The 22048-nt window shown below is 60.2% G+C and carries 20 protein-coding genes and 3 tRNA genes; 17 read left to right on the top strand and 6 right to left on the bottom strand.

Annotated elements, in window-relative coordinates:
• Positions 1–49: 49 nt before the first annotated feature.
• The 4 genes from J2887_RS11525 to J2887_RS11510 all read left to right on the top strand — a co-directional run bounded on the left by J2887_RS11525 (position 50) and on the right by J2887_RS11510 (position 3504).
• On the top strand, positions 50–778 hold the full coding sequence (locus tag J2887_RS11525) for a TIGR04219 family outer membrane beta-barrel protein (RefSeq protein WP_227171279.1): 729 nt from the start codon (positions 50–52) through the stop codon (positions 776–778).
• Between the two features lie 183 nt (positions 779–961).
• Positions 962–1969 carry an NAD-dependent epimerase gene (locus tag J2887_RS11520; RefSeq protein ID WP_227171278.1) on the top strand — a complete coding sequence of 336 codons (1008 nt, stop codon included), beginning with the start codon at positions 962–964 and terminating at the stop codon, positions 1967–1969.
• A gap of 101 nt (positions 1970–2070) precedes the next feature.
• Entirely contained in the window at positions 2071–2412 is a 342-nt protein-coding gene (locus J2887_RS11515) for a 4a-hydroxytetrahydrobiopterin dehydratase (RefSeq protein ID WP_227171277.1), read from the top strand.
• 114 nt (positions 2413–2526) lie between these two features.
• The gene (locus J2887_RS11510; RefSeq protein WP_227171276.1) at positions 2527–3504 is read left to right on the top strand and encodes a hypothetical protein; all 978 of its coding nucleotides are present in this window, start codon (positions 2527–2529) and stop codon (positions 3502–3504) included.
• Between the two features lie 108 nt (positions 3505–3612).
• On the opposite strand, the gene J2887_RS11505 is transcribed toward J2887_RS11510, so the two are convergent.
• A complete protein-coding gene (locus J2887_RS11505) occupies positions 3613–5613 on the bottom strand; it encodes a TonB-dependent receptor domain-containing protein (protein ID WP_227171275.1) in 2001 nt (666 codons plus the stop codon).
• A 122-nt stretch (positions 5614–5735) separates the two neighbouring features.
• Here J2887_RS11505 and J2887_RS11500 point away from each other — a divergent pair, with 122 nt between their 5' ends.
• The 3 genes from J2887_RS11500 to J2887_RS11490 all read left to right on the top strand — a co-directional run bounded on the left by J2887_RS11500 (position 5736) and on the right by J2887_RS11490 (position 7978).
• A complete protein-coding gene (locus tag J2887_RS11500; RefSeq protein WP_227171274.1) occupies positions 5736–6992 on the top strand; it encodes a sensor histidine kinase in 1257 nt (418 codons plus the stop codon).
• Positions 6985–7518 carry a response regulator transcription factor gene (locus tag J2887_RS11495; RefSeq protein WP_227171273.1) on the top strand — a complete coding sequence of 178 codons (534 nt, stop codon included), beginning with the start codon at positions 6985–6987 and terminating at the stop codon, positions 7516–7518. The genes J2887_RS11500 and J2887_RS11495 overlap by 8 nt, the downstream gene beginning before the upstream one ends.
• A gap of 139 nt (positions 7519–7657) precedes the next feature.
• On the top strand, positions 7658–7978 hold the full coding sequence (locus tag J2887_RS11490) for a hypothetical protein (protein WP_227171272.1): 321 nt from the start codon (positions 7658–7660) through the stop codon (positions 7976–7978).
• A gap of 3 nt (positions 7979–7981) precedes the next feature.
• Here J2887_RS11490 and J2887_RS11485 read toward each other — a convergent pair whose 3' ends face one another.
• Complete coding sequence (locus J2887_RS11485; protein WP_227171271.1) at positions 7982–9151, bottom strand: cation:proton antiporter; 1170 nt, start codon at positions 9149–9151, stop codon at positions 7982–7984.
• Between the two features lie 196 nt (positions 9152–9347).
• On the opposite strand from J2887_RS11485, the gene J2887_RS11480 reads away from it, so the two are divergent.
• Positions 9348–9797: a GNAT family N-acetyltransferase gene (locus J2887_RS11480; protein ID WP_227171270.1), complete on the top strand. Its 450-nt coding sequence runs from the start codon at positions 9348–9350 to the stop codon at positions 9795–9797.
• On the opposite strand, the gene J2887_RS11475 is transcribed toward J2887_RS11480, so the two are convergent.
• Positions 9798–10205: a BLUF domain-containing protein gene (locus J2887_RS11475; protein WP_227171269.1), complete on the bottom strand. Its 408-nt coding sequence runs from the start codon at positions 10203–10205 to the stop codon at positions 9798–9800. It abuts the gene before it with no gap.
• Between the two features lie 134 nt (positions 10206–10339).
• Between J2887_RS11475 and J2887_RS11470 the strand changes: the two genes are divergently transcribed.
• The 3 genes from J2887_RS11470 to J2887_RS11460 all read left to right on the top strand — a co-directional run bounded on the left by J2887_RS11470 (position 10340) and on the right by J2887_RS11460 (position 12841).
• A complete protein-coding gene (locus J2887_RS11470) occupies positions 10340–11089 on the top strand; it encodes a helix-turn-helix transcriptional regulator (RefSeq protein WP_227171268.1) in 750 nt (249 codons plus the stop codon).
• Positions 11090–11202: 113 nt separating this feature from the next.
• Positions 11203–11940, top strand: coding sequence for a transglutaminase-like domain-containing protein (locus J2887_RS11465; RefSeq protein WP_227171267.1), 738 nt, complete (start codon positions 11203–11205; stop codon positions 11938–11940).
• A gap of 187 nt (positions 11941–12127) precedes the next feature.
• Positions 12128–12841, top strand: a complete 714-nt coding sequence (locus J2887_RS11460; protein ID WP_227171266.1) for a PEP-CTERM sorting domain-containing protein — start codon at positions 12128–12130, stop codon at positions 12839–12841.
• Between the two features lie 99 nt (positions 12842–12940).
• On the opposite strand, the gene lpxH is transcribed toward J2887_RS11460, so the two are convergent.
• Both lpxH and J2887_RS11450 read right to left on the bottom strand, forming a co-directional pair.
• Positions 12941–13684, bottom strand: coding sequence for a UDP-2,3-diacylglucosamine diphosphatase (gene lpxH / locus J2887_RS11455; protein ID WP_227171265.1), 744 nt, complete (start codon positions 13682–13684; stop codon positions 12941–12943).
• Entirely contained in the window at positions 13681–14190 is a 510-nt protein-coding gene (locus J2887_RS11450; RefSeq protein WP_227171264.1) for a peptidylprolyl isomerase, read from the bottom strand. The genes lpxH and J2887_RS11450 overlap by 4 nt, the downstream gene beginning before the upstream one ends.
• A 384-nt stretch (positions 14191–14574) precedes the next feature.
• Here J2887_RS11450 and J2887_RS11445 point away from each other — a divergent pair, with 384 nt between their 5' ends.
• The 3 genes from J2887_RS11445 (at position 14575) to J2887_RS11435 (ending at position 20269) form a co-directional block, all read left to right on the top strand.
• Positions 14575–16251 (top strand): glutamine--tRNA ligase/YqeY domain fusion protein, encoded by a 1677-nt coding sequence (locus J2887_RS11445; protein ID WP_227171263.1) that lies wholly within the window; start codon positions 14575–14577, stop codon positions 16249–16251.
• A 19-nt stretch (positions 16252–16270) separates the two neighbouring features.
• Positions 16271–17653, top strand: coding sequence for a cysteine--tRNA ligase (gene cysS / locus J2887_RS11440; RefSeq protein ID WP_227171262.1), 1383 nt, complete (start codon positions 16271–16273; stop codon positions 17651–17653).
• 435 nt (positions 17654–18088) lie between these two features.
• Positions 18089–20269, top strand: coding sequence for a malate synthase G (locus J2887_RS11435; RefSeq protein WP_227171261.1), 2181 nt, complete (start codon positions 18089–18091; stop codon positions 20267–20269).
• An 89-nt stretch (positions 20270–20358) separates the two neighbouring features.
• Here the strand turns inward: J2887_RS11435 and folD are convergent, their stop codons facing one another.
• Positions 20359–21216: a bifunctional methylenetetrahydrofolate dehydrogenase/methenyltetrahydrofolate cyclohydrolase FolD gene (gene folD, locus J2887_RS11430; protein ID WP_227171260.1), complete on the bottom strand. Its 858-nt coding sequence runs from the start codon at positions 21214–21216 to the stop codon at positions 20359–20361.
• Between the two features lie 427 nt (positions 21217–21643).
• On the opposite strand from folD, the gene J2887_RS11425 reads away from it, so the two are divergent.
• The 3 genes from J2887_RS11425 to J2887_RS11415 all read left to right on the top strand — a co-directional run bounded on the left by J2887_RS11425 (position 21644) and on the right by J2887_RS11415 (position 21985).
• Positions 21644–21720, top strand: a tRNA-Pro gene (locus J2887_RS11425).
• Between the two features lie 36 nt (positions 21721–21756).
• Positions 21757–21833 (top strand) — tRNA-Arg (locus J2887_RS11420).
• 76 nt (positions 21834–21909) lie between these two features.
• Positions 21910–21985 (top strand) — tRNA-His (locus J2887_RS11415).
• Positions 21986–22048: the final 63 nt, after the last annotated feature.

Here is a 22048-nt window from a genome sequence, read left to right as displayed (position 1 = left end):
TGTGCAATCATTGGTAGCCAACCTCAATGGCATAGTGAAGGGGATAGTTATGCGTAATCGTATTCTGGCGCTCGGAGCCCTGCTGGCGGCGGCGCCACTGGCCCAGGCGGACATTATCGGGGCCGGCGCCTCGGTGAGTTACTGGGACGCGGAAGTGGCCGGCAAGGCCGGCCAGAAAGGTGATCTGCTGGATGTCGAGAACGATCTCGATCTGGGGGATAACAGCAACACGACCATCGCCCTGTACCTGGAGCACCCGGTACCGTTGCTGCCAAATGTCCGGATTGCTCACAGCTCTCTGGACCAGTCAGGCGATAGCGAACTGACTACCGATTTTGGTGGTATTGGCGCCGGTGTGCCAGTGACATCGGACCTGGAGTTCGAGCAGACGGATCTGACGCTGTACTACGAAGTTCTCGACAACTGGGTCAACCTGGACCTGGGGATCACTGCCCGGGACTTCAGCGGCGAGCTGGTGGTTACCCAGGTCGGTGGTGCTATCAGCGACACCACCAAGGTTGATGCCGTAGTGCCGATGGGCTATGTGGCTGCCCGCTTTGATCTGCCGTTCACCGGCGTATCGGTGGGTGCAGAAGGCAACGCCATCAGTTTTGACGGTGACTCGATGTATGACGTCAACGCCTATGGCCAGTACGAGATTGCGCTGGTTCAGCTTCGTCTGGGCTACCGCGAGATCGCAGTGGACTATGAAGACGGCAGCGATCGCTTCGACATCGATGTGTCCGGCCCCTTCATCAGTGCCGGCCTGTCATTCTGACACCGGAAGCGGCGGTTGGTTGAATGATGGTTGTCACCAGGAGCGCCTTTTGGGGCGCTCTTGTTGTTTCTGAGGCACCACATTATTCAGCGCCACTACTGGCAACAGGCTGCATTCGCTAAACTAACCTCAGTGACCGATGCTGGACCATCGGAATCCCTTTTTGACCCTGGAGATATCACCTTGAAAATCCTGGTTACCGGTACCGCTGGTTTCATTGGCTCCCATCTGGCCCATCGACTGCTGGATCGTGGCGATGAAGTTATTGGTGTCGACAACGTCAACGACTATTACGACGTCAATCTCAAGGAAGCCCGGCTGGCCCGTCTGCTTGAACGGGACGGTTTTACCGAAGTACGGGAAGACGTGGCCGACCGTGACGTCATGGCAACGGTGTTCCGGGACCACAAGCCGGAACGGGTCGTCCACCTGGCGGCCCAGGCAGGTGTGCGCTATTCCCTCGAGAATCCACATGCTTACGTAGACGCCAATCTGGTGGGGTTCATGAACATCCTCGAAGGTTGTCGGCACAACGACGTCAAGCACCTGGTGTACGCCTCCAGCAGTTCGGTCTACGGCGCCAATGAGGCCATGCCATTCTCTGTCCACGACAATGTCGACCACCCCCTGAGCCTGTATGCGGCATCCAAGAAAGCCAATGAGCTGATGGCCCACACCTACAGCCATCTCTACAACCTGCCCACCACCGGTCTGCGATTCTTTACCGTGTATGGCCCCTGGGGGCGCCCGGATATGGCCCTGTTCATCTTCACCCGCAAGATTCTGGCGGGGGAGCCGATCGACGTGTTCAACCACGGCCACCATCGTCGTGACTTCACGTACATCGATGACATCGTCGAAGGCGTTGTCCGCACCCTGGACCACGTCGCGCCCGGCAATCCGGACTGGTCCGGTGAAAAGCCGGACCCGGGTACCAGTCGTGCCCCCTATCGAATCTACAACATTGGCAGCAATAACCCGGTGGAGCTTTCCCGGTTTATTGAAATCATTGAGGAGCGCCTGGGCCGTAAGGCCGAGAAGAACCTGCTACCACTGCAGGCGGGCGATGTGCCGGCCACCTACGCCGATGTGGATGCGCTGATCGAGGATGTGGACTACAAGCCATCGACCACCGTTGAAGACGGCATTGCCCGGTTCGTAGACTGGTATCGCTCGTTCTACAACGTGTGATCTGAGTGTACGATCAGTTGTGAGTGCGACCAGTTGTGAGTACGACCAGCGATGAGTAAGACGAGCTGAGATTTTACGACTAGCCACGAAGGGAGACCGCAATGAGCAATCTGAAAGAGCAGGCCTGTGAGGCTTGTCGAGCTGATGCCCCTAAGGTTTCTGGCGCCGAACGGTCGGCACTGCTGAAGGAAGTGCCCGACTGGGAGGTGGTTGAGCTGGATGGTGAGCTCCAGCTGCGTCGGGCCTTCAAACTCGCCAATTTCGCCGATGCCCTGGCCTTTGCCAACCGGATCGGAGACTTGGCGGAAGCGGAAGGCCATCACCCGGCCTTGCTGGTGGAATGGGGTAAGGTCACGGTGCGCTGGTGGACCCACAAGATTGGGGGGCTCCATCGCAATGACTTCATTATGGCGGCGCGAACGGACGCTTTGGCAGCGGGTTAGGCTGATTGCCCGGTAGCGCCCGTAACGACGTCATCCTGTGCTGGTCTGCCTGACAGGGAAGTGGGCCCGTCTGGGCTCTGTATTGACGGATGCATTATCGCAGGGAAGGACAGGATGATTGTTCCGGAGTTCTGGGCTGAAGCCAGCGAACGACGCAGGGTCGACGGCCGGCAGTTTACTGTTAAACGTTTTGGCTGGTCCGACAGCAGCGAGACGGAGGCCCGGCAGCATGCCCAGACCCGGTTGGCCGAAGCGCTTGAGGAACTGGTTGAACGGGGTACCGTTCGCCGGGTTGATCACAAGGTGACCTACAATGGCGCCGAGGGTCTGCCAATTCGTGAGGAGGTTGTGGCCCGTCACGGCGATGTGGTGATTTCCCGCAATGGTTATGGTGCCCTGTGCCTGAATACGTCGGATGTGTTTTTTGCCGACATTGATGTATTACCGGCGTCTTCCGAGCTCTACACCCTCACCGCCATCGTCTGTCTGGCAACGCTGGGCTGGTTGGCTGGCTCCAGCGCGGGAGGCCTGGGATTGGCGCTGGCGGGCGGTATCGTCGGGTTGCTGTTGGCGTTGCCATTGGCGAAGCTGCTGTTTGCCGCGGTGATGACGTGGCGAAAGAGCCCGGAAGAGCGCGCACTGGCCAACATCCGGCGTGTATCTAGGGCCCATCCGCAGCTGAATCTGCAGGTCTACCGCACACCGATGGGCTATCGCGTACTGGTGCTGAATGAGACCTTTGACCCGACCAGTGAGCGTGCCCTCAATCTTCTAACCGAGTTCAATTCCGACCCGCGTTACATTGCCATGTGCCGCAATCAGCGCTGTTTCCGAGCCCGGGTCAGCCCGAAGCCCTGGCGTATGAAGCTGGATCGGATGAAACCCAAATCCGGTGTCTGGCCGATTCGACACGATCGTATGGCTGAACGCCAGGCCTGGGTGGAGAGTTATCAGCAAAAGGCAGCCGACTTCGCTGCCTGCCATTACCTGATGCACCTGGGCGCAGACACCCGAACCGACCAGGCGGAACGGGTGCAGGCATTGCATGATGACTACAGCCAGGCTCACCGGACCAGCCTGCCAGTCGCCTGAGCGCCATCTTTCTGAGGACTGACAGCCTGAGCGCTCATTGCCTGAGTACTCTCTGCCTGAGTATTCTCGACCCGAGTACTCTCTACCTGAGTACTCTCTACCTGAGTACTACCAGCGTGCGGTCAGTGCCGCCCGCAGGGTGCGGCCAGGCTCGTGCACCCGAATCGCTTCGGGATTGAACGGGTCGGTGTTGGCGCGGCTGACATGGGGGGCCCAGGTCTTGTCAAACAGGTTGTCGACAGCCCAGGTCAGCGACAAGCCTTCCATCAGCGGGTGAAGACCGGTCAGATTGATCAACCCGTAGCCTGGTGAGGTGTCTGCATCCTGTCCGGACCCCAGGTCCACCCGGTCCTGGCGGCGGGCGAGCTGCCATTCGATCCCGAGCTGATGTCCCTGGTTGTGCCAATCCAGGGTCTGGCTGAACTGCAGCGGCGGTATCTGCGGCAGAGCGCTGTTGCTGTCACGGTTGGTGCCCCGAACCGTTGCCAGGGTGCTGGCCAGCTGCCAGGGGCCGTGGTGCCAACTCACCTCCGCCTCGGCGCCGAGCAGTCGGGCGTCGACATTGCGGTAAACCGACAGCTGGTCGGCATTGCGGGTGCGCAGGATAAAATCCTCCACCTGATCCACCCAGATGGCGGGCCGCCAGCTCAGTGCTCCCTCACGGCCCTCAAGCGCCAGTTCCAGTTTGTGGTGTTTCTCGGTGTCCAGCGCCGGGTTACCGACCCAGCGCTTGGCGGGCATCATGCTCCAGCTCGCCAGGTAGCGCTCGGTCACGCCGGGGCTGCGTACGCTGCGACTGGCCGTTACTTCCAGGGCGTGACCCGGCTTGAACTGCCAGCGGCTGTCCAGGAACGCGCTGATGTTGTGGTCAGTCTGCTCAAGCTCGGTGGTGCCATAGACCTGCTGGTAGATCGCCGCGGCAGAGTTGGTCATCATGCCCATGCCGAACGGTTTGTCGGCGGAGTCCGGGCTCATTTCCACCCGATCGTAGCGGACACCGCCACCCAGCTGCCAGTGGCGTGAGAGCCGGTGGCTGGCCTCTGCAAACAGGCCGATCCGGTCCCGATCCACGTCGGGCCAGATCACCGAGGTCAGCATCTCCAGGTCATCCCCACCAAATCGTTCCGCTTCCCAGTTGTTGCGCTCCAGATCCAGGCCAGTCGCCCAACCGGTTTGGGCCGATGCGGTTTGATCGAGCGTCAGGCGCAGTCCCTGGGTTCGGGTCTGGGAATCAGTGACCATCGCCATACTGGAGGTTCTCAGGCTGACGCTGTCCATACGATGGTCGACATCCGCCTGCCAGGCCACCAGTTTCCAGTCGCCGGACCCTACCGGGCTGCCCAGGGTGAGACGGGCGATGTCGGTATCGGTTTTGGGGGCGTCCATGCCAGAGCCCGCGTACTTGACGTCACGCTCCTGTTGTCGCCGCAGCAAACCCTGAAGGTAAAAGCCGTTGTCAGCGGTCCAGCCCGCGTCCAGTCGACCTTCCCGGTTGGTGAAGGCGCTGCGGATCTGATTACCATCGCCGTCGTCATAGTCATCCGCTTTATCATGACCTCCGGCCAGCCGCACCCAGCTGCGTTCATTGCCAAGGGCGGCACTGCCATTGATGATTGAGCCGCTGCCGTTATCCGATCCGCCGGCGGTCAGGTGACCGGTGAATACGCCGTCGGCGAACCTCGGAGCGGCGGTGGTGGCCATGATCTGGCCACCGCTAATCGGTCCCCAGCGCAGCGTTTTATTGGTCGTGCGTACGTCCAGCAGGGGTGTCAGCGCCGAGCTCAGCCGACTGGTGGCCGGGTCCATCCGGTTGGGGCAGGCGCCTTCGACGCGGATGCCATCAAGGAGAACATCGACACGGTCCCGGCCCTGACCACGGATGATCGGGTCAAGGCCTCGGCCGCCCATACGGGACAGAGAGACCGAGGCGTCACCGGCCAGTCTCGCCACCGGCTCCGGCACCAGAACCTCGCTGGCGGGCGACTGCCATCGGTCGCCGGTAACCTGAATCAAGGGCAATGCGGTCGCGGGCTCTCCGGCCACCGATACCAACGGCAGGGCCACGCCCCCTGCCAGCCAAACCAGCGTCAGTCTGTGTACTGCTTTCACGGCTGTCTCTCCTGAATTGAACGTGGCGCCAATAGTAATCAGCGGGCCCGCGCCTGGCCTGAGACAGAATGCCGCATCTCCAAGTAGGTATTCCCAAAGGAAAAGCCGTTAGAATGCGGGTTATGGCTTGGTTAACCTATTCAGAATCCGGATTCCAGCAGGCAGGTCGCTACCTTCTCGGGCTGCGGCTGGCGATGGCCGCAGCCCAGTTGCTGGCGTTGGCGGTGGCGGAAAGCATGGTGTCGTTGGCCCAGGGTGGGGAAGCGCTTTGGCTGACGTTGATCTATGCCGCCCTGGCGGTCGGCGGCTGGTTGTGGTTTGAGCGCTGGCCGCCGGCGTCTGCCCTAGTGGTGGCGGCCGGGCTGGCGCTGGATCTGCTGATGATCGGCGGCTGGCTGTTTTTGATTGGTGGTTACACCAACCCATTGACCTCGCTGATGCTGTTACCGATTGCGGTGGCAATCGTGTTGCTGCCACTGGCCCAGAGTATCGGGCTGACCCTGCTTGGTATTGCGCTTTATACGGTGCTGGCGCGCTGGTACCTGCCGGTGACCATGGATCACCACCATGGCAGCAGCATGGCCCAGTTGCACCTGTTTGGCATGTGGCTGACGTTCGTGTTGACCTCGGCAATCCTGCTGCTGGTGGTTGGGACACTGGCTCAACGCTTGCGAAGGCAGCAGGCCCAGCTGTCGAGGATTCGTGAAGGCCGCTTGCGGGACGAGCAGGTTATTGCTCTGGGGCTGTCCGCAGCGGCTGTCGCCCACCGCCTAAATACCCCCCTCAATACCCTATCGCTGCTGGTGGATGACCTGAGAGCAGGGGAGACGATGCCGGGACAGCAGGAGGACCTTGCGTTGATGGCCCAGCAGTTGGACCTGTGCAGCGGCCACCTCCGGCAGTTGACGTCAGCGGCACGGCAGGCCAGCGCCGCGGAGCTGGAAGTGATTTCCGTTGCCGCCTGGATTCGGCGGTTGCGGGAGTCGGCGACCCTGCTCTGGCCGGGGGCCACGATAGAGTGGCAGGCGTCGGTGCCGGCCTCTGCCATCGCCGTGGATGCAACGCTGGACCAGGCCGTTCTCAACCTGCTTGCCAATGCACTGACTGCCAGCCCGGACTGGGTGGGGGTTGCCGTCAGGGACGTCGCCGGACGGCTGGAACTGGTGGTACAGGACCACGGTGATGGCCTGGAGACCACGCTCCAGGGCGCCCCCGGTGCCAGGGTTGTCGACTCTGATACCGGCCTGGGGGTTGGCCTGTTTTTGTCCAATGCCACCATCCAGCGATTGGGCGGCACGCTCAAGGCACGGGTGGAGCCTGGCGGCACCACGATGATCATCGAACTGCCGCTGGCAGAACAGGGGACAAACCATGGCTGACATCGCACACTGTTTACTGATCGACGATGACGAGGCCTTTCTTCACGTGCTCAGACGGTCTCTGGACCGCCGGGGTATTGTTGCGGATGTTGCCCGTTCGCCGCAGGAAGCCCGACAGCGGCTGTCAGAGCAGCATTACAGCCAGTGCGTGCTGGACCTGAACCTGGCCGGGGACAGTGGGTTGCAGCTATTGCCATTGCTGCTCGACAGTCAGCCCAGCCTGAGGGTGGTGGTGTTGACCGGCTACGGCAGTATCGCAACGGCCGTGGAAGCGATGCGCCGTGGTGCCGTCAATTACCTGTGTAAACCGGTGACGGTGGATCAGCTGATTGCCGGGTTCGATCCCCTGGAAGCGCCGCCGGAGCTGAGGCCGGAGCCCCCCTCCGTTGAAGAGATGGAGTGGGAGCACATCCAGCGCGTACTGACGGAGAACGACGGGAATGTTTCCGCCACTGCCAGGGCCCTGAACATGCACCGACGGACACTGCAACGCAAGCTGCAGAAGCACTCGCTGTGGCGGGATTAGGGAGCTGACAGCAACGGCGGGCTGATGTTGTGGTCTTGCCCGATCCGGTTCCGCCGCGTAATCTGATGTCCCGCGTCAGGGCGGTGGCCTTGGACAAGGCCAGGGAAGAGAACAACAAGGAAGAAAAGGACATTATGTTATGGATGATGTGAGTAAGCCGGGGCGGTGGCTTGTCGACGCTACCTTCTGGCTGGGGCATATTGCCTTGATCGTGCCTGTCTGGCTGGTCGACGATTTCTCCAATGCCCCGCCATGGGCGCTTCCTGCCGGTCTGGTGGGTTTGATCAGTCTTATCGTTTACTTCTTCGCCATTGGTGTGTTTGCCCACCGGATGGGGCGCAGCGCCATTGTGTGGGGCGGGCTGGCGTGCCTGCTTTCGCCGCTGGGCGTGTGGGGGTCCTACCTGGCGTCGTTCTTTATTGAACCCAGGGGCACAGGTCAGTTTGCACCTCTGCGGTGACCGTTACCGTTTCCGGGTTTCTCCGGCCAGTCGCAGCTGCCAGGCGGTGATGGCCGGTCCGGCGAGCTCGAAGATCACGGTGGCACCGATCACCAATGGCAGCAGCAGGGTCAGTTCCGGCAGCCGCTCGGTGGCTACCAGGGCCAGCCCCAGGGCGACCCCGGCCTGGGGCAGCATGCAGGCGCCGGCGTAGCGCCGGACCACCGGCTCGGAGCGGGCGAATACACCACCCAGGTAGCCTCCGGCCAGTCGACCGGCAACCCGCGCCAGCAGGTAGACCAATCCCAGCAGCCCCAAAGTGGGCAACAGCGCCCAGTCAAGACTGTAGCCAGCGAGGAAGAAAAACAGGGCGAAGAACGGGTCGATCACACCTTCAATGGAGCGGAATGGGCGCACGTGATGGCGGGCCCGGTTGGCGACCACCACGCCCAGGGTCATGCAGGTGAGCAGATAGGACACCCCGAGGTATCCGGCCAGACCGGCGGCCAGAAACACAAAGCCGGCCGCCTCCAGCAGCATCGGCTCGCCAGGCTTCAGGCGCCCGGTGAGCCAGGCCATGGGCCAGCCGATGGCGGCCCCGAGGATCATGGCGCCGAAGACGTCCGTCACGCCATGGGCCACCAGGTCGCTGATACTGTTGCCATTGCCGGCGACCAGCTCGGCAAACACCAGCAGGATACTGAACAGGATCGCGCCCCAGGCATCGTCAATGGCTACCACCTGGGTAACCACCCGGGTCAGCGGGCCTTTGGCGCCGGCTTCGCGGATCACATCCAGGGTGGCTGCCGGGTCGGTGGCGGTGGCAATCGCGGCCAACAGCAGCGCAGCCGGCAGGTTGCCGGTGAAGGCCCATACCGCCAGGAACATCACCAGCGCCGTCACCAGCGTCACCGTGAGACTGAGCACGATCGCTTCCCGACCTTCCCGGAGATCCCGCAGAGACATCCGCTCCCCCAACAGAAAGCCGACCATCGCCAGCGTAAGCTCGGTAATCAGTTCGAAACTGCCGGTTGCCTGCAATGGAATCACGTCGAACAATGCCGGGCCGGCAAGGGCACCCAGCAGCAACAGGAGGGTGACCCGGGGAACGTGGACCTTTCCCCCGAGCGTGTGGGCTCCCAGTCCGAGCAGCATGATGATGCCCAGAAGCAGCAGATCGTGAGTGTGTTGCATGATGGTGGTCGTCGGTTATTGAGGCGTCTTGATCCCAGTTGCCCAGAGAGGCTTCAGCGATTCCCGTTCTCTGAGCTATTGTGAGAGATCGAATCTAGCACGTAAGCTCTTCAGACCCCACTGACACGGCACGAACTCTTTTGCTCGGGTGATGGCCATCAATGAGAACAGAACTGTGACCCAGGATAATCAGCCAGTGACTATTCGCGCCGCAAGGCCGACCGACAGCCAAGCGGTATTGCGTCTGGCGGCAGCCCTGGTGCCTGACGGCGAAGGAGTGGACTCGCGTCGGGCGTTAAAGACACTGCTGGCGCTGCCTGATCATCGGGTCTGGGTTGCTGAGCTGGCAAGCACCGGCAACCCGGCTATGGCCAGAGGTGCGGTCGTTGGTTGGATGCATGCGTTCATCGCCCGCCGGGTCGGTACGGTGCCCTTCGTTGAAGTCGGGGGGCTGGTGGTTGAAAGCGCCCGGCGACGGGGCGGAATTGGCTCGTCGCTGCTGGCCCGGGCGACAACCTGGGGAGACTCGTTGGGCATGCCTGTGCGCGTGCGTTGTCGGGAAGAACGGGAGGACAGTCATGCGTTCTATCTCGCCGAGGGTTTCAGGCACATCAAGAACCAGCGGGTTTTTGAATGGCAGCGGTGATCAGAGGCTGCCAAGCTCGGCTAGCAGGCCGCGGGCGCTGGCGCCGGTCATCTCATAGGGGTTGAACTCCGCTTTTCCGGAGAACCTGAGGATCTGTTGCCGCGCCAGCTGCCCGGATGGAACGTAGCCCATGGCCCACTGATCGAACTGTCGCTGCTCGATCTCGGCGTAATCAAGCAGAAGTATGTCGGAATGCCTGGGGTCCCCTAGGATGCGTTGGTACAGATGATTGACCCGGGTGCGGGAACCTTCCAGGCATTGCAGGAAATAGCGGTGGTTGAAGCACAGTAGGCCGGTGATGTCCTGTTGCTCGTTGTTGGCACGGGAGACCTCCAGAATCCGTGCCACGGCCTGTTCGTCCACGGCTGTTGAAACATTGGAAGCATACACGAGACTTACAAGAAGCATGTTGATTTCCTTGGCAAAGGGCTGTGTTCCGGCAGCGAGTGTTCCCACCATCCGTCCACAGGAGAGTAGATGGTGTATCTGCAGTCTAGCTATGAATTCGCTTTCCGGCCTGTGTACTTGGAGAGCGCAGCCTCATGACTAATCAGGTTCGGGTGATGCCGGGGGTGTTGCTGTTTGTCGGTCGGGCGCTTGAGGCGGAAGAGCATGCTCACGTGGCGGCGCAGGTGGTTTGGCCCTGTGGTGACAACGAGCTGCTGGTCGGGAACCAGCGCTGGCGCGGCCCGGCGCTGGTGGCCGGAGGCGTTCCTCATCGGTTGGCGATGTCCGAAGGGCTGTTGCTTCTGATCGAGCCGCAGTCATGCTGGGGTGAGGTGCTTGGTCGTCGGCTTGATGGTGAGGACTGCGTCACCTTGCCGCTACCGGAGCTGACGCCTTCGGCAGCTGGCACCGCGCTGGCCGATGGTTGGCTGGTTCCGGCGATGGCGCTGCTTTGCTCCCGGCTTGGCCTGCCACTGCCCGGTCCGGCAATGACGGCGGTGGGGGACGGCCGAATCCGCCGATTGTTGCAGGCCATGGATGAGTGCTTCGAGGTAGACCGTTGCCTCAAGCCTCAGGGCTGGCGTGCTGCAGACGCGGCCCGTTCGATTGCGTTGTCTGAAAGCCGGTTTCTGCATCTGTTTCGGGACCAGATGGGCATGGCCTGGCGTCCTTACCTGCTGTGGCGTCGGCTTTTGTGCGCGGTGACGGCGATGGCAGAGGGGCAGGCCGCGACGGAGGCGGCCCACCTGGCCGGGTTTTCCGATAGTGCCCACCTCAGCCGGACCTTTCGTCGGTGTTTCGGCCTCTCTATTCGCCAGGCATCCCGCCTGCTTTCGCGAAGCTAATCTCAGCCGCAGCAGTTCGCTTCAGCAAGTCTCTGTCTAGCCAGTTTGTTCAAGTGTGCCATGGGGCGACGCGGTACTGTTTCTCCAACATCTATGGACCGCTGGAGAACGCAATGAGTCAGAAAGAGCCGCTATACCTGCAGCCAACGGCGATGCTGGATTACGGGCATCCGAGTGTTCAACGGCTGGTACGGCAACAGGGTTGGCGGGAGATGCCTGAGCCTGAGGGGACCAGGGCCATCTACCTGTTCGTTCGTGACCAGATTCAGTTTGGCTACAACGCCAGTGATGACCTGTCGGCAAGCAAGGTGTTGGCGGATGGTTACGGTCAGTGTAACACCAAGGGAACGCTTTTGATGGCGCTGCTCCGGGCCGTTGGGATTCCAGCCCGGCTACATGGTTTTACCATCTACAACGAGTTGCAACGTGGGGCAATCCCGGACTATCTGTTTGGGTTGGCGCCGGATCAGATCATCCACAGCTGGGTGGAGGCTCGGGTGGGCGGTCGTTGGTTGGAGCTGGAGGGTTACATCATTGACCAGCGCTATCTTGGCCAGGTGCAGAAGCGCTTCACCGATCATCGAGGGCCCTTCTACGGCTTCGGCATTGCTGCCAGCTGCCTGTCATCGCCTGACAATGAGTGGACCGGTGGCAATACCTACATCCAGAAGCTCGGCATCGCCCGGGACTTTGGCCGCTACCAACAGCCCGATCAGTTCTACCGGGAACGGGGAAGCAATCTCAGCGGCTGGCGGCGATGGGCTTTTCGCTATGTGATCAGGCACTTGATCAACCTCAATGTGCGCCGAATCCGACGCGGCTCCGGATTGCCTGGAACGCGATTCGGTTAGCGGACTGAGCAATGGGCCGCCATAGGGGAGGGTAGAGTGTCGGTATGCTTTACATGCGAAATGGGCTCGTCAATAAACACACAGTTAAAACAATGATATGAGAACTTGGCCGGCTTTTCGCATGGGGTTACAGCAACGCCAGGGGAAGTTGTTTGGGTTCAGTCAATCCCCGGCCAAGGAGAGAACCATGACTATCAAGAATCAATGGACTCGCGGTTGCTTTGCCGCAGCATTGATCGGCACGGCCGGCAGCGCTTATGCCGTACCCTTTACCCTCGATTTTGAAGGGGTTGGGGATCAGGCGCAGATTCAGGATTTCTATAACGGCGGGACGGACTCCGATGGCAACTCAGGAACCAACTACGGCGTTGGCTTTGGCGACAACGCGTTGGGCGTGGTTGACGGGGATGCCGGAGGTAACGGCAACTTCGCAAATGAACCCTCACCGGACACCATCATGTTTTTCCTCTCGGGCTCGTCCATCCTGAACTACTCGCCGGGGTTTGATACCGGGTTTTCTTTCTATTACACCACCTCCCAGGCGGCATCGGTGACGGTGTGGGACCAGGAGAATGCCGGTGGTTCCCTGCTGGGACAGATTGATCTGGTTGCTAACAGCACAGCCAACAACTGTACTGGCGATCCGTCAGGCCAGTTCTGCAACTTCGATGTTGGCAACGTGACCTTTTCCGGGACCGCGAAATCGATCGATTTCTCTGGCACCGCCAACCAGGTCGGGTTTGACAACATTACCTTCGGTTCGGACGACCCGAATGTGCCCGGCGATGACACGCCGACCACTGTGGTGCCGGAACCGTCAACGCTGGTGCTGCTGGGGTTGGGGCTGATCGGTGTATCAGTCACACGCCGTCGCCTGAGAATGACACCTGCCGCCGCTTGATGGTTGTTGCAGTGTCGAAAAACTGAACACCTGAAAAGCCCCGCCATGGACGTCGTCGCCTTGGCGGGGCTTTTCTGTACCAGCTTTTGTTCCCCGTCGCTAACACTGGCCCTGGTTATTCAGAGGGTGCTTGTTCAGCGCCGGCTCCTGGTCAGGGCTTACCGTTAGCCACCAGACATGACGGTCCCAGTCACCCAGTACAATGCGCTGGGCGAGCTGGTCATTGGCGACCAGCTCATGAACCGCCGGCCGATGGGTATGGCCATGGATCAGACGTTGGACGCCGTGTTCTTCCATGACTTTGACCACCTCTTCCGGGGTGACGTCCATAATCGACTGTTCTTTGCCCTGATTCTTGGCCATGCTGATCTCCCGCAGCTGGCGGGCGGTCGTCTGCCGGTCAGCCAGCGGGCGTTGCAGGAACATCGTCTGCCACTGACGATTGCGCATGGTGGCGCGGAACTTCTGGTACTCCACGTCCGCGGTGCACAGGCTGTCGCCGTGCATCAGCAAAGTGGGAGTGCCGTACAGATCCACTACGGTCGGGTCATCCAACAGGGTTGCGCCGATGCGCTGACAGTAGTCATCCCCGATGAGGAAATCCCGGTTGCCGTGCATCAGGTACAGCCCGGTACCCTGATCGCTGAGGGCGCGCAAAGCCGATGCGACCTGCTCCTGCAGCGGCGTCCGCTCGTCATCACCAATCCAGGCTTCAAAAAAGTCACCAAGAATGTAGAGGCGTTCAGCGCCCTGGGCTTCGCCGGCCAGGAACGCCAGAAATGCCTCGGTGATGTCCGGCCGGTCTTCCTCCAGGTGGAGGTCTGAGATGAACAGCGTGGTCACGCTGCGCCTCCATCCTCCAGCACCTCGGCTTTCTCGATGACCACATCGTCATGAGGGACATCCTGATGGCCGGCTTTCATGGTGGTGGGGACGGCGCGAATGGCGTTGACGGTGTCCATGCCTTCAACCACCTTGCCGAAGACACAGTATCCCCAGCCTTCGGCGGTTTCTGCCGTGTGGTCGAGGAAGCCGTTGTCCTGCACGTTGATGAAGAACTGCGCGGTGGCGGAGTGAGGGTCCATGGTACGAGCCATGGCAACGGTGCCGGCCATGTTGCTGAGGCCGTTATTGGCTTCATTGGCAATCGGTTCACGGGTCTTGCGGGGGGTCATGCCGGGCTCGAATCCACCGCCCTGGATCATGAAGTTACTGATCACACGGTGGAACACCAGGCCGTCATAAAAACCATCACGGACGTACTGTTCGAAGTTTTTGGCGGTCTCTGGGGCCTTGTCATGGTCCAGCTCAAGCTTGATGTCGCCGTGAGAGGTTTTCAGCAGAATCATTCTGGTTTCCTGTGTCGTTGGGAGCGCGCCGTGCCGTCACCAGCGGGACGCAGCAATGAATCGGGTTCGGTTCTGGGCGGGCCAGTCGGCCTTTATTGCCCTTAAGGATCTATTGTACGTAACTCTTTCACCCACGTAACGCTTCAGGAGGCGTCAGGGCTTCCCGGTTTTTTCCGGGTGCGACGACGTGTCGGTGTTGGCCGGGGTTATGCCTGACGAGGGAATGCGTATAATACTGCGTTTACGCTAAAGATCCTCTGACGGACTCCGGATCGCTTCTGAGTGAACGGGAGCCTGGTCAGTGGCTCTTTCAGCACCACCCAAGCAAAGCTGGCCCCGTTTTGCCGGGGTTCCAAACGCACCGTCCCACGAAATTGAGATCGTATGAGCGCCGATTCCAAGAAAGCCCACAACTTTATTGAAAGCCTGATTAAAGACGAAATCAGCAGTGGCAAGCACGCCGGCAAGGTTGTTACCCGTTTTCCGCCGGAGCCAAATGGCTATCTGCACATTGGTCACGCCAAATCCATCTGCCTGAACTTTGGCATTGCAGAGACGTTCCAGGGCGAGTGTAACCTTCGGTTTGATGACACCAACCCGGAGAAGGAATCCCAGGAATACATCGATGCGATCCGCAAAGACGTCCAGTGGCTGGGTTACGAGTGGGCCGGTGATATCCGTTTTGCCTCCGATTACTTCGACGCCATCTACGATTTTGCCGAAGTGCTGATCGAGAAGGGCAAGGCCTATGTGTGCTCCCTGAACGCCGAGCAGATGGCCGAGTACCGTGGCAGCCTGACTGAGCCGGGTCGCAACAGCCCGGACCGTGATCGTCCGATTGAGGAAAACCTGCAGCTGTTCCGGGACATGCGCGCGGGCAAGTATGCCAATGGTGAGCTGGTGCTGCGGGCCAAAATCGATATGGCCTCGCCCAACATCAACCTGCGCGACCCGATCCTGTACCGGATTCGCTACGCCGACCATCACCAGACCGGTGACAAGTGGTGCATCTACCCGATGTACGACTTCACCCACCCTATCTCCGACGCGATGGAAGGGATTACCCACTCGCTCTGCACGCTGGAATTCGAGGATCACCGGCCGCTGTATGACTGGGTACTGGATAACATCACGCCGCCGGCACGGCCGCGGCAAACGGAGTTCGCCCGTCTCAACCTGAACTACACCATTACCAGCAAGCGCAAGCTCAAGCGCCTGGTGGATGAGGGTGTGGTTGAAGGCTGGAACGATCCGCGGATGCCAACCGTGTCCGGGATGCGTCGACGGGGCTACACGCCAGAGTCGATCCGTGCCTTCTGTGACATGATTGGAGTCAACAAGGCTGGCGGCACCGTCGATGTCGGCATGCTCGAGTTCGCCATCCGCGAAGACCTGAATGCCCGCGCGCCCCGAGCCATGTGCGTCATGCGCCCGCTCAAGGTGACCCTGACCAACTACCCGGAAGACCAGGCTGAAACCCTGACCTTGCCGGTGCATCCGCAGAACGAGGCGATGGGTACCCGCGAAGTACCCTGGACCCGCACCCTGTACATCGACCGGGAAGACTTCGTCGAAGAGCCGCCGCGTAAGTGGAAGCGTCTGGCACCGGATCAGGCGGTACGGCTTCGTGGTGGATACGTGATGACCTGCCGCGAGGTGGTCCGCGACGGCGAAGGCAACATCGTCGAGCTCAAGTGCGAGTACGATCCCAACACCCTGGGCGTTAACCCGGAGGGGTACAAACCCAATGGTGTGATTCACTGGGTGTCCGAGAGCGACAGTGTTGAGGCGGACATCAATCTTTACGATCGTCTGTTCAACCATGAGTCTCCAGACAGTGACAAGGAAGGCGACTTCCTGGATCACCTGAATCCGGATTCCCTGGTTCGCCTGACCGGTGCCCGGGTTGAGAAAAGCCTGGCCCAGCCCCGCAACGACCTGCCGTACCAGTTCGAACGGGAAGGCTACTTCTTCCTGGATGCCGATGCCTCCGAGCCCGGTCGTCCGGTTTTCAATCGTACCGTCACGCTCAGGGATTCCTGGGCCAAAGCCAAAAACTGATAGTCCATAGGCCGTTAACGTGATTCGAATCTACAACACGCTGTCCCAGCAGAAGGAAGAGTTCCAGCCCATCGAACCCGGCAAGGTTCGTATGTATGTCTGTGGCATGACGGTTTACGACTACTGTCACCTGGGGCATGCACGGGTGCTGGTGGCGTTTGATGTGATTACCCGTTACCTGCGGCATTGCGGCTACGACGTCCATTACGTTCGCAACATCACCGACATTGACGACAAGATTCTGCGGCGGGCGGAGGAGAACGGCGAGGTCTATACCGATCTCACCGAGCGCATGATCAGCGCAATGCACGAGGATGAAGGCAAACTTGGAGTTCTGCCGCCGACGGAAGAGCCCCGGGCCACCGCCCACATCGACAACATCATCGCGATGATCCGCACGCTGATCAGCAAGGATCACGCCTATGTGGCCGATAATGGGGACGTCTACTTTGCCGTGGACTCGTTTGACGGTTACGGCAAGCTCAGCAAGAAAAAGCTGGATGACCTGCTTGCAGGCGCTCGGGTCGATGTCGAGCAGGCCAAGCGGTCACCGGCGGATTTCGCGCTGTGGAAGGCTGCCAAAGCCGGCGAGGTGAGCTGGAACTCGCCCTGGGGCGATGGTCGCCCGGGGTGGCACATCGAGTGCTCCGCCATGTCGACCTGCTGCCTGGGAGACACCTTTGACATCCATGGTGGCGGGCCGGACCTGATGTTCCCGCACCATGAAAACGAGATTGCCCAGTCTGAGGCAGCGACCGGGCAGGAATTTGCCCGCACCTGGATGCATGCCGGCGCGATTCGCGTGAACAAGGAGAAGATGTCCAAGTCCTTGGGCAACTTCTTCACTATCCGCGAGATCCTCGAGAGCTATCCCCCCGAGGTGGTGCGGTACTTCCTGGTGTCCAGCCATTACCGCAGCCAGGTGGACTACTCCGAAGATAATCTGGCCGAAGCCGGGCGCAGCCTGACCAAGCTCTACCACGCCCTGCGTGGTCTGGTACCTGCCAAGGATGTGGCAGACACCGCCCATGACCGGCAGTTCCAGGCGGCCATGGACGATGACTTCAACACCGCCGGTGCGATCGCGGTGCTTCACGGCGTTGCCGCGGAAATCAATCAGCACCGGCGCCAGGGCGACGAGCAGGCGGCGTCCGACAGTGCCGCCGTGCTGGTCCGGCTCGGAAAGGTGCTGGGATTGATGCAGCAGGACCCGGAGGCGTTCTTCCAGGCCGATACCGGCGGAGAGCTGACCGCCGAGGAGATCGAAGCGCTGATCCAGGCGCGGGCGGATGCCCGCAAGGGACGGGATTTCGCAGAGGCCGATCGAATCCGGGATGAGCTTGCCAGTAAAGGCGTGATTCTGGACGATTCACGAGAGGGCACCAGCTGGCGCCGGGGTTGATGGCGGTCATTTCCAGGCATGAATTTATACGTGATTTAACGTACAATGCCGCGCCTAGAAAGATAGCGCAGGGAGCCACGGATGAACTCCGAATCGTCTCTGCGCGATCTGAGGGCTGTAGCTGCAAGGCGTGGTCCGCAGCCAATGGTCTGGGCCGCACCCGGATAGCCCTTGGCAAGGGCCGCAACGCCGCAGATGCAGCCCTCAGAGCGGGCCCTTCGGGGCCTTCAGAGCGATTCACACTCGGCGTTGCGACTTTTTGAAAGGCAACCAGCCTGTCTGCAAAGTCGCGCCTTGATTGTGAACCGCTCTGAAGGCCAGAGATGATCCGGAGTTCATCCGTGGCTCCCCAACTCCCGGTTAGCCGGGAGCGAATAACCGGGCGTTTCGATCCGGTAAACAGGGAACACAGTAAAACCACTGAGGCAAACAACGATGACAGAACGCGTGCAAGTCGGCGGCCTTCAGGTCGCAAAGAACCTGTTCGATTTCGTGAACAATGAAGCGATTCCGGGCACCGGCGTTGAGGCCGACAAATTCTGGGCGAACGTCGACAGCATCATTCACGAGCTGGCTCCCCGCAACAAGGAACTCCTGGCTCAGCGTGACGCAATCCAGGAGAAAATGGATGCCTGGAACCGGGATCATAAAGGTCAGTCCATCAACATGGACGAGTACAAGGCCTTCCTGAAGGACATCGGCTACCTGGTCGAAGAACCTGCCGACTTCAAGATCGACACCGCCAACGTTGATCCGGAAATCGCCACCATGGCCGGCCCGCAGCTGGTTGTGCCGGTGATGAACGCGCGTTTTGCTCTCAACGCCGCCAATGCGCGTTGGGGCAGCCTGTACGATGCCCTCTACGGCACCGATGCCATTTCTGAAGACGATGGCGCCGAGAAAGGTCGTGGTTACAACCCGGTGCGCGGCGCCAAGGTTATCGAGTGGGCCCGCAACCTGCTGGACAGCTCCGCTCCGCTGGCCGCTGGCAGCCACAAGGATGCCGCCAAATACTACGTGGACGGTGGCAAGCTGGCCGTCAAACTGCAGAATGGCGATGTCACCGGTCTGAAAGACGAGTCCGGATTTGCCGGCTACGTCGGTTCCGAAGCGGAGCCGACCGGTATCCTGCTGGCGAAGAATGGCATGCGGTTTGAAATCCAGATCGACGCCAGTCATCCCATTGGCAAAGACGACGGCGCCCACGTCAAAGACGTCCTGATGGAATCAGCTCTGACCACCATCATGGACTGCGAGGACTCCGTTGCCGCCGTTGATGCCGACGACAAGATCGTCGCCTACAAGAACTGGCTGGGCCTGATGAAAGGCGATCTCGAAGAAACCTTCGAGAAGGGCGGTCAGCAAATGACCCGTAAGCTGAACGCAGACCGCGTTTACACCGCGCCAGACGGTGGTGAGGTGAGCCTGAAGGGTCGCAGCATGCTGTTCGTGCGCAACGTTGGTCACCTGATGACCAACCCGGCGATTCTGCTGAAAGACGGCAGCGAGATTCCCGAGGGGCTGATGGATGGCCTGATCACCTCGCTGATCGCGATCCACGATCTCAAGGGGCTTGGTCAGTTCCAGAACAGCACCAAGGGCTCTGTCTATATTGTTAAGCCCAAGCAGCACGGTCCGGAAGAAGTCGCCTTCACCAACGAGTTCTTTGCCCGAGTCGAGGACGCCCTGGGTCTGCCGCGCTTTACTCTGAAGGTCGGCATCATGGACGAAGAGCGCCGTACAACCGTGAACCTGAAGGCCTGTATCCATGCGGCCAAGGATCGCGCGGTCTTCATCAACACCGGCTTCCTCGATCGGACCGGCGACGAGATCCACACCTCCATGGAGCTGGGTCCGTTCATCCGCAAAGGCGAAATGAAGCAGGCAGCCTGGATCAACGCCTACGAGAACTGGAACGTCGATATTGGTCTGGAAACCGGTTTTTCCGGCGTTGCCCAGATCGGTAAAGGAATGTGGGCGATGCCGGACCTGATGGCTGGCATGCTCGAGCAGAAAATCGGCCATCCGAAGTCTGGCGCCAACACAGCGTGGGTTCCGTCCCCGACAGCGGCCACTCTGCACGCATCGCACTACCACCAGGTAAACGTATTCGACGTGCAGAAAGAGCTGGCGAACCGTCAGCGCGCTGCGCTGGACGATATTCTGACCGTGCCGGTTCTGGCAGATCCGTCTTCTCTGAGTGCTGAAGACATCCAGCAGGAGCTGGACAACAATGCCCAGGGTATCCTCGGATACGTTGTACGCTGGATCGATCAGGGTGTGGGCTGCTCCAAGGTGCCGGATATCAACAACGTCGGCCTGATGGAAGACCGTGCAACCCTGCGGATTTCCTCCCAGTTGCTGGCCAACTGGCTGCATCACGGTATCTGCACCGAAGCGCAGATTGAGGAAACCATGAAGCGCATGGCCGCTGTTGTTGATCAGCAGAACGCTGGTGACCCTGCCTACCGCAACATGGCTCCGAACTTCGATGACAGTATCGCGTTCGAAGCGGCCATGGCGCTGGTTCTGAAAGGTTGTGAGCAGCCGAACGGCTATACCGAGCCGCTTCTGCATGCCTACCGCCTCAAGGCGAAAGCCAAGTACGGTCAGTAAATCGACCGATAATAAAAAACCCGCCAATCCGGCGGGTTTTTTATTGCCTGCTTGCAGAGCGGTCAGACGTGGGGTGCAGCGTTGCCCGGTCAGTCCGTGTGCAGCTCGTTGGCGGCGTACAGCGTGTTCTGCAGCAGGGTGGCGATGGTCATCGGGCCAACCCCTCCGGGCACCGGAGTAATGTAGGCAGCGCGCTCTGCGGCGGCCTCGAACTCGACGTCACCACGCAGCTTGCCGTCTTCCATCCGGTTGATGCCAACGTCGATCACCGTGGCGCCAGGCTTAATCCATTCGCCCTTCACCAGGCCGGGCTTGCCTACGGCGGCAATGACGATGTCAGCCTCGGAGACGAAGCGGGCCAGGTCATCGGTGAAACGATGGGTGACGGTCGTGGTGGCGCCCTTGAGGAGCAATTCCATGGCCATGGGGCGGCCTACGATGTTGGAGGCCCCGACAATCACTGCATGCTGGCCCTTATAGGGCGTGCCGACGCTGTCCAGCAGGGTGATGATGCCGGCGGGTGTGCACGGGCGCAGCTCTGGCCGACGCTGGACCAGGCGCCCGATATTGAATGGGTGAAAGCCGTCAACGTCTTTGTCCGGGCGGATCTTGACCAGAATCGGATCGGCGTCCAGATGAGAGGGCAGGGGAAGCTGAACAAGAATGCCGTCCACCGCAGTGTTCTCGTTCAGCTCTTCGATCAGCGCCTCCAGGGCCTCCTGAGAGGTGTTTTCCGGCAGGTCGTAGGACAGGGAGATAATCCCGGCTTCTTCACAGGCCTTACGTTTATTGCCAACATACACTTGGGATGCGGGGTCATTGCCGACCAGCACCACGGCCAGTCCGGGCGCGCGCAGTCCCTGTTGGCGACGGGCCTCAACGCCCGCGGCAACCTGCTGTCGGACCTGGGCGGCGATTTCTTTTCCGTTGATCAGTTTCGCAGTCATGTCGATATCTTTGGGTCCAGCCTTATAAAGCGGCGCATTGTCTCATGGTTCGTCGTCTACTCCAATTCACCGCGCCGTTCTTCTATCACCCGCTGGCCGCTGTCGTGTCAGGCTGCAATGAGGGTAGCAGCGCCCTTGGGTGGTATCGGTGTCGTAGTCGTGTCGTGATAGCGCGTGTAGTAGAAGATAGAGGATATGGTGGTAACGAGTGTTCTGCCAGAGAGCGTGGCGCTAGTAGTAGATAGTAGAGTTAGTAGGTAGAGAGTGTAGTGGTGGAAGGCGTAGTGGTAGAATGACAAAAAGTGGCATCGGCAATTGGCTGCTGGCGGAATTATCTGAAGAAAATTCCAAATCGTTGTTGACGAAGCGGAAACCCGACGGTAATATGCGCGCCAACTTTGCTGAGGCACTTGTTGTTCAGGTTGAACGGGGTATAGCGCAGTCTGGTAGCGCGCCTGCTTTGGGAGCAGGATGTCGGGAGTTCGAATCTCTCTACCCCGACCATTTCCATTCTGGATGTTCAAGTGGGTGAAAGGTTAAGCGCCCGTAGCTCAGTTGGATAGAGCAACGGCCTTCTAAGCCGTGGGTCGCAGGTTCGAATCCTGCCGGGCGTGCCATTAAGCCGTCGGCCGGTCGATAAGCGGTCCAGGTCAAGGCAAAGTTCAAAGCGTTAAAGTTTGAAGTGATAATGTGGTGGACGTAGCTCAGTTGGTAGAGCTCAGGATTGTGACTCCTGCGGTCGAGGGTTCGAACCCCTTCGTCCACCCCACTTTCCCTCCTTGTTGATTTCCCGCTGATCAGAATTTTAAGATGTCATTAGGGCATCGATTCT

The organism is Marinobacter sp. CA1 (assembly GCF_020546665.1).
Classification (GTDB): Bacteria; Pseudomonadota; Gammaproteobacteria; order Pseudomonadales; family Oleiphilaceae; genus Marinobacter; species Marinobacter xestospongiae.
This window is presented reverse-complemented; position numbering and strand designations above follow the sequence as displayed.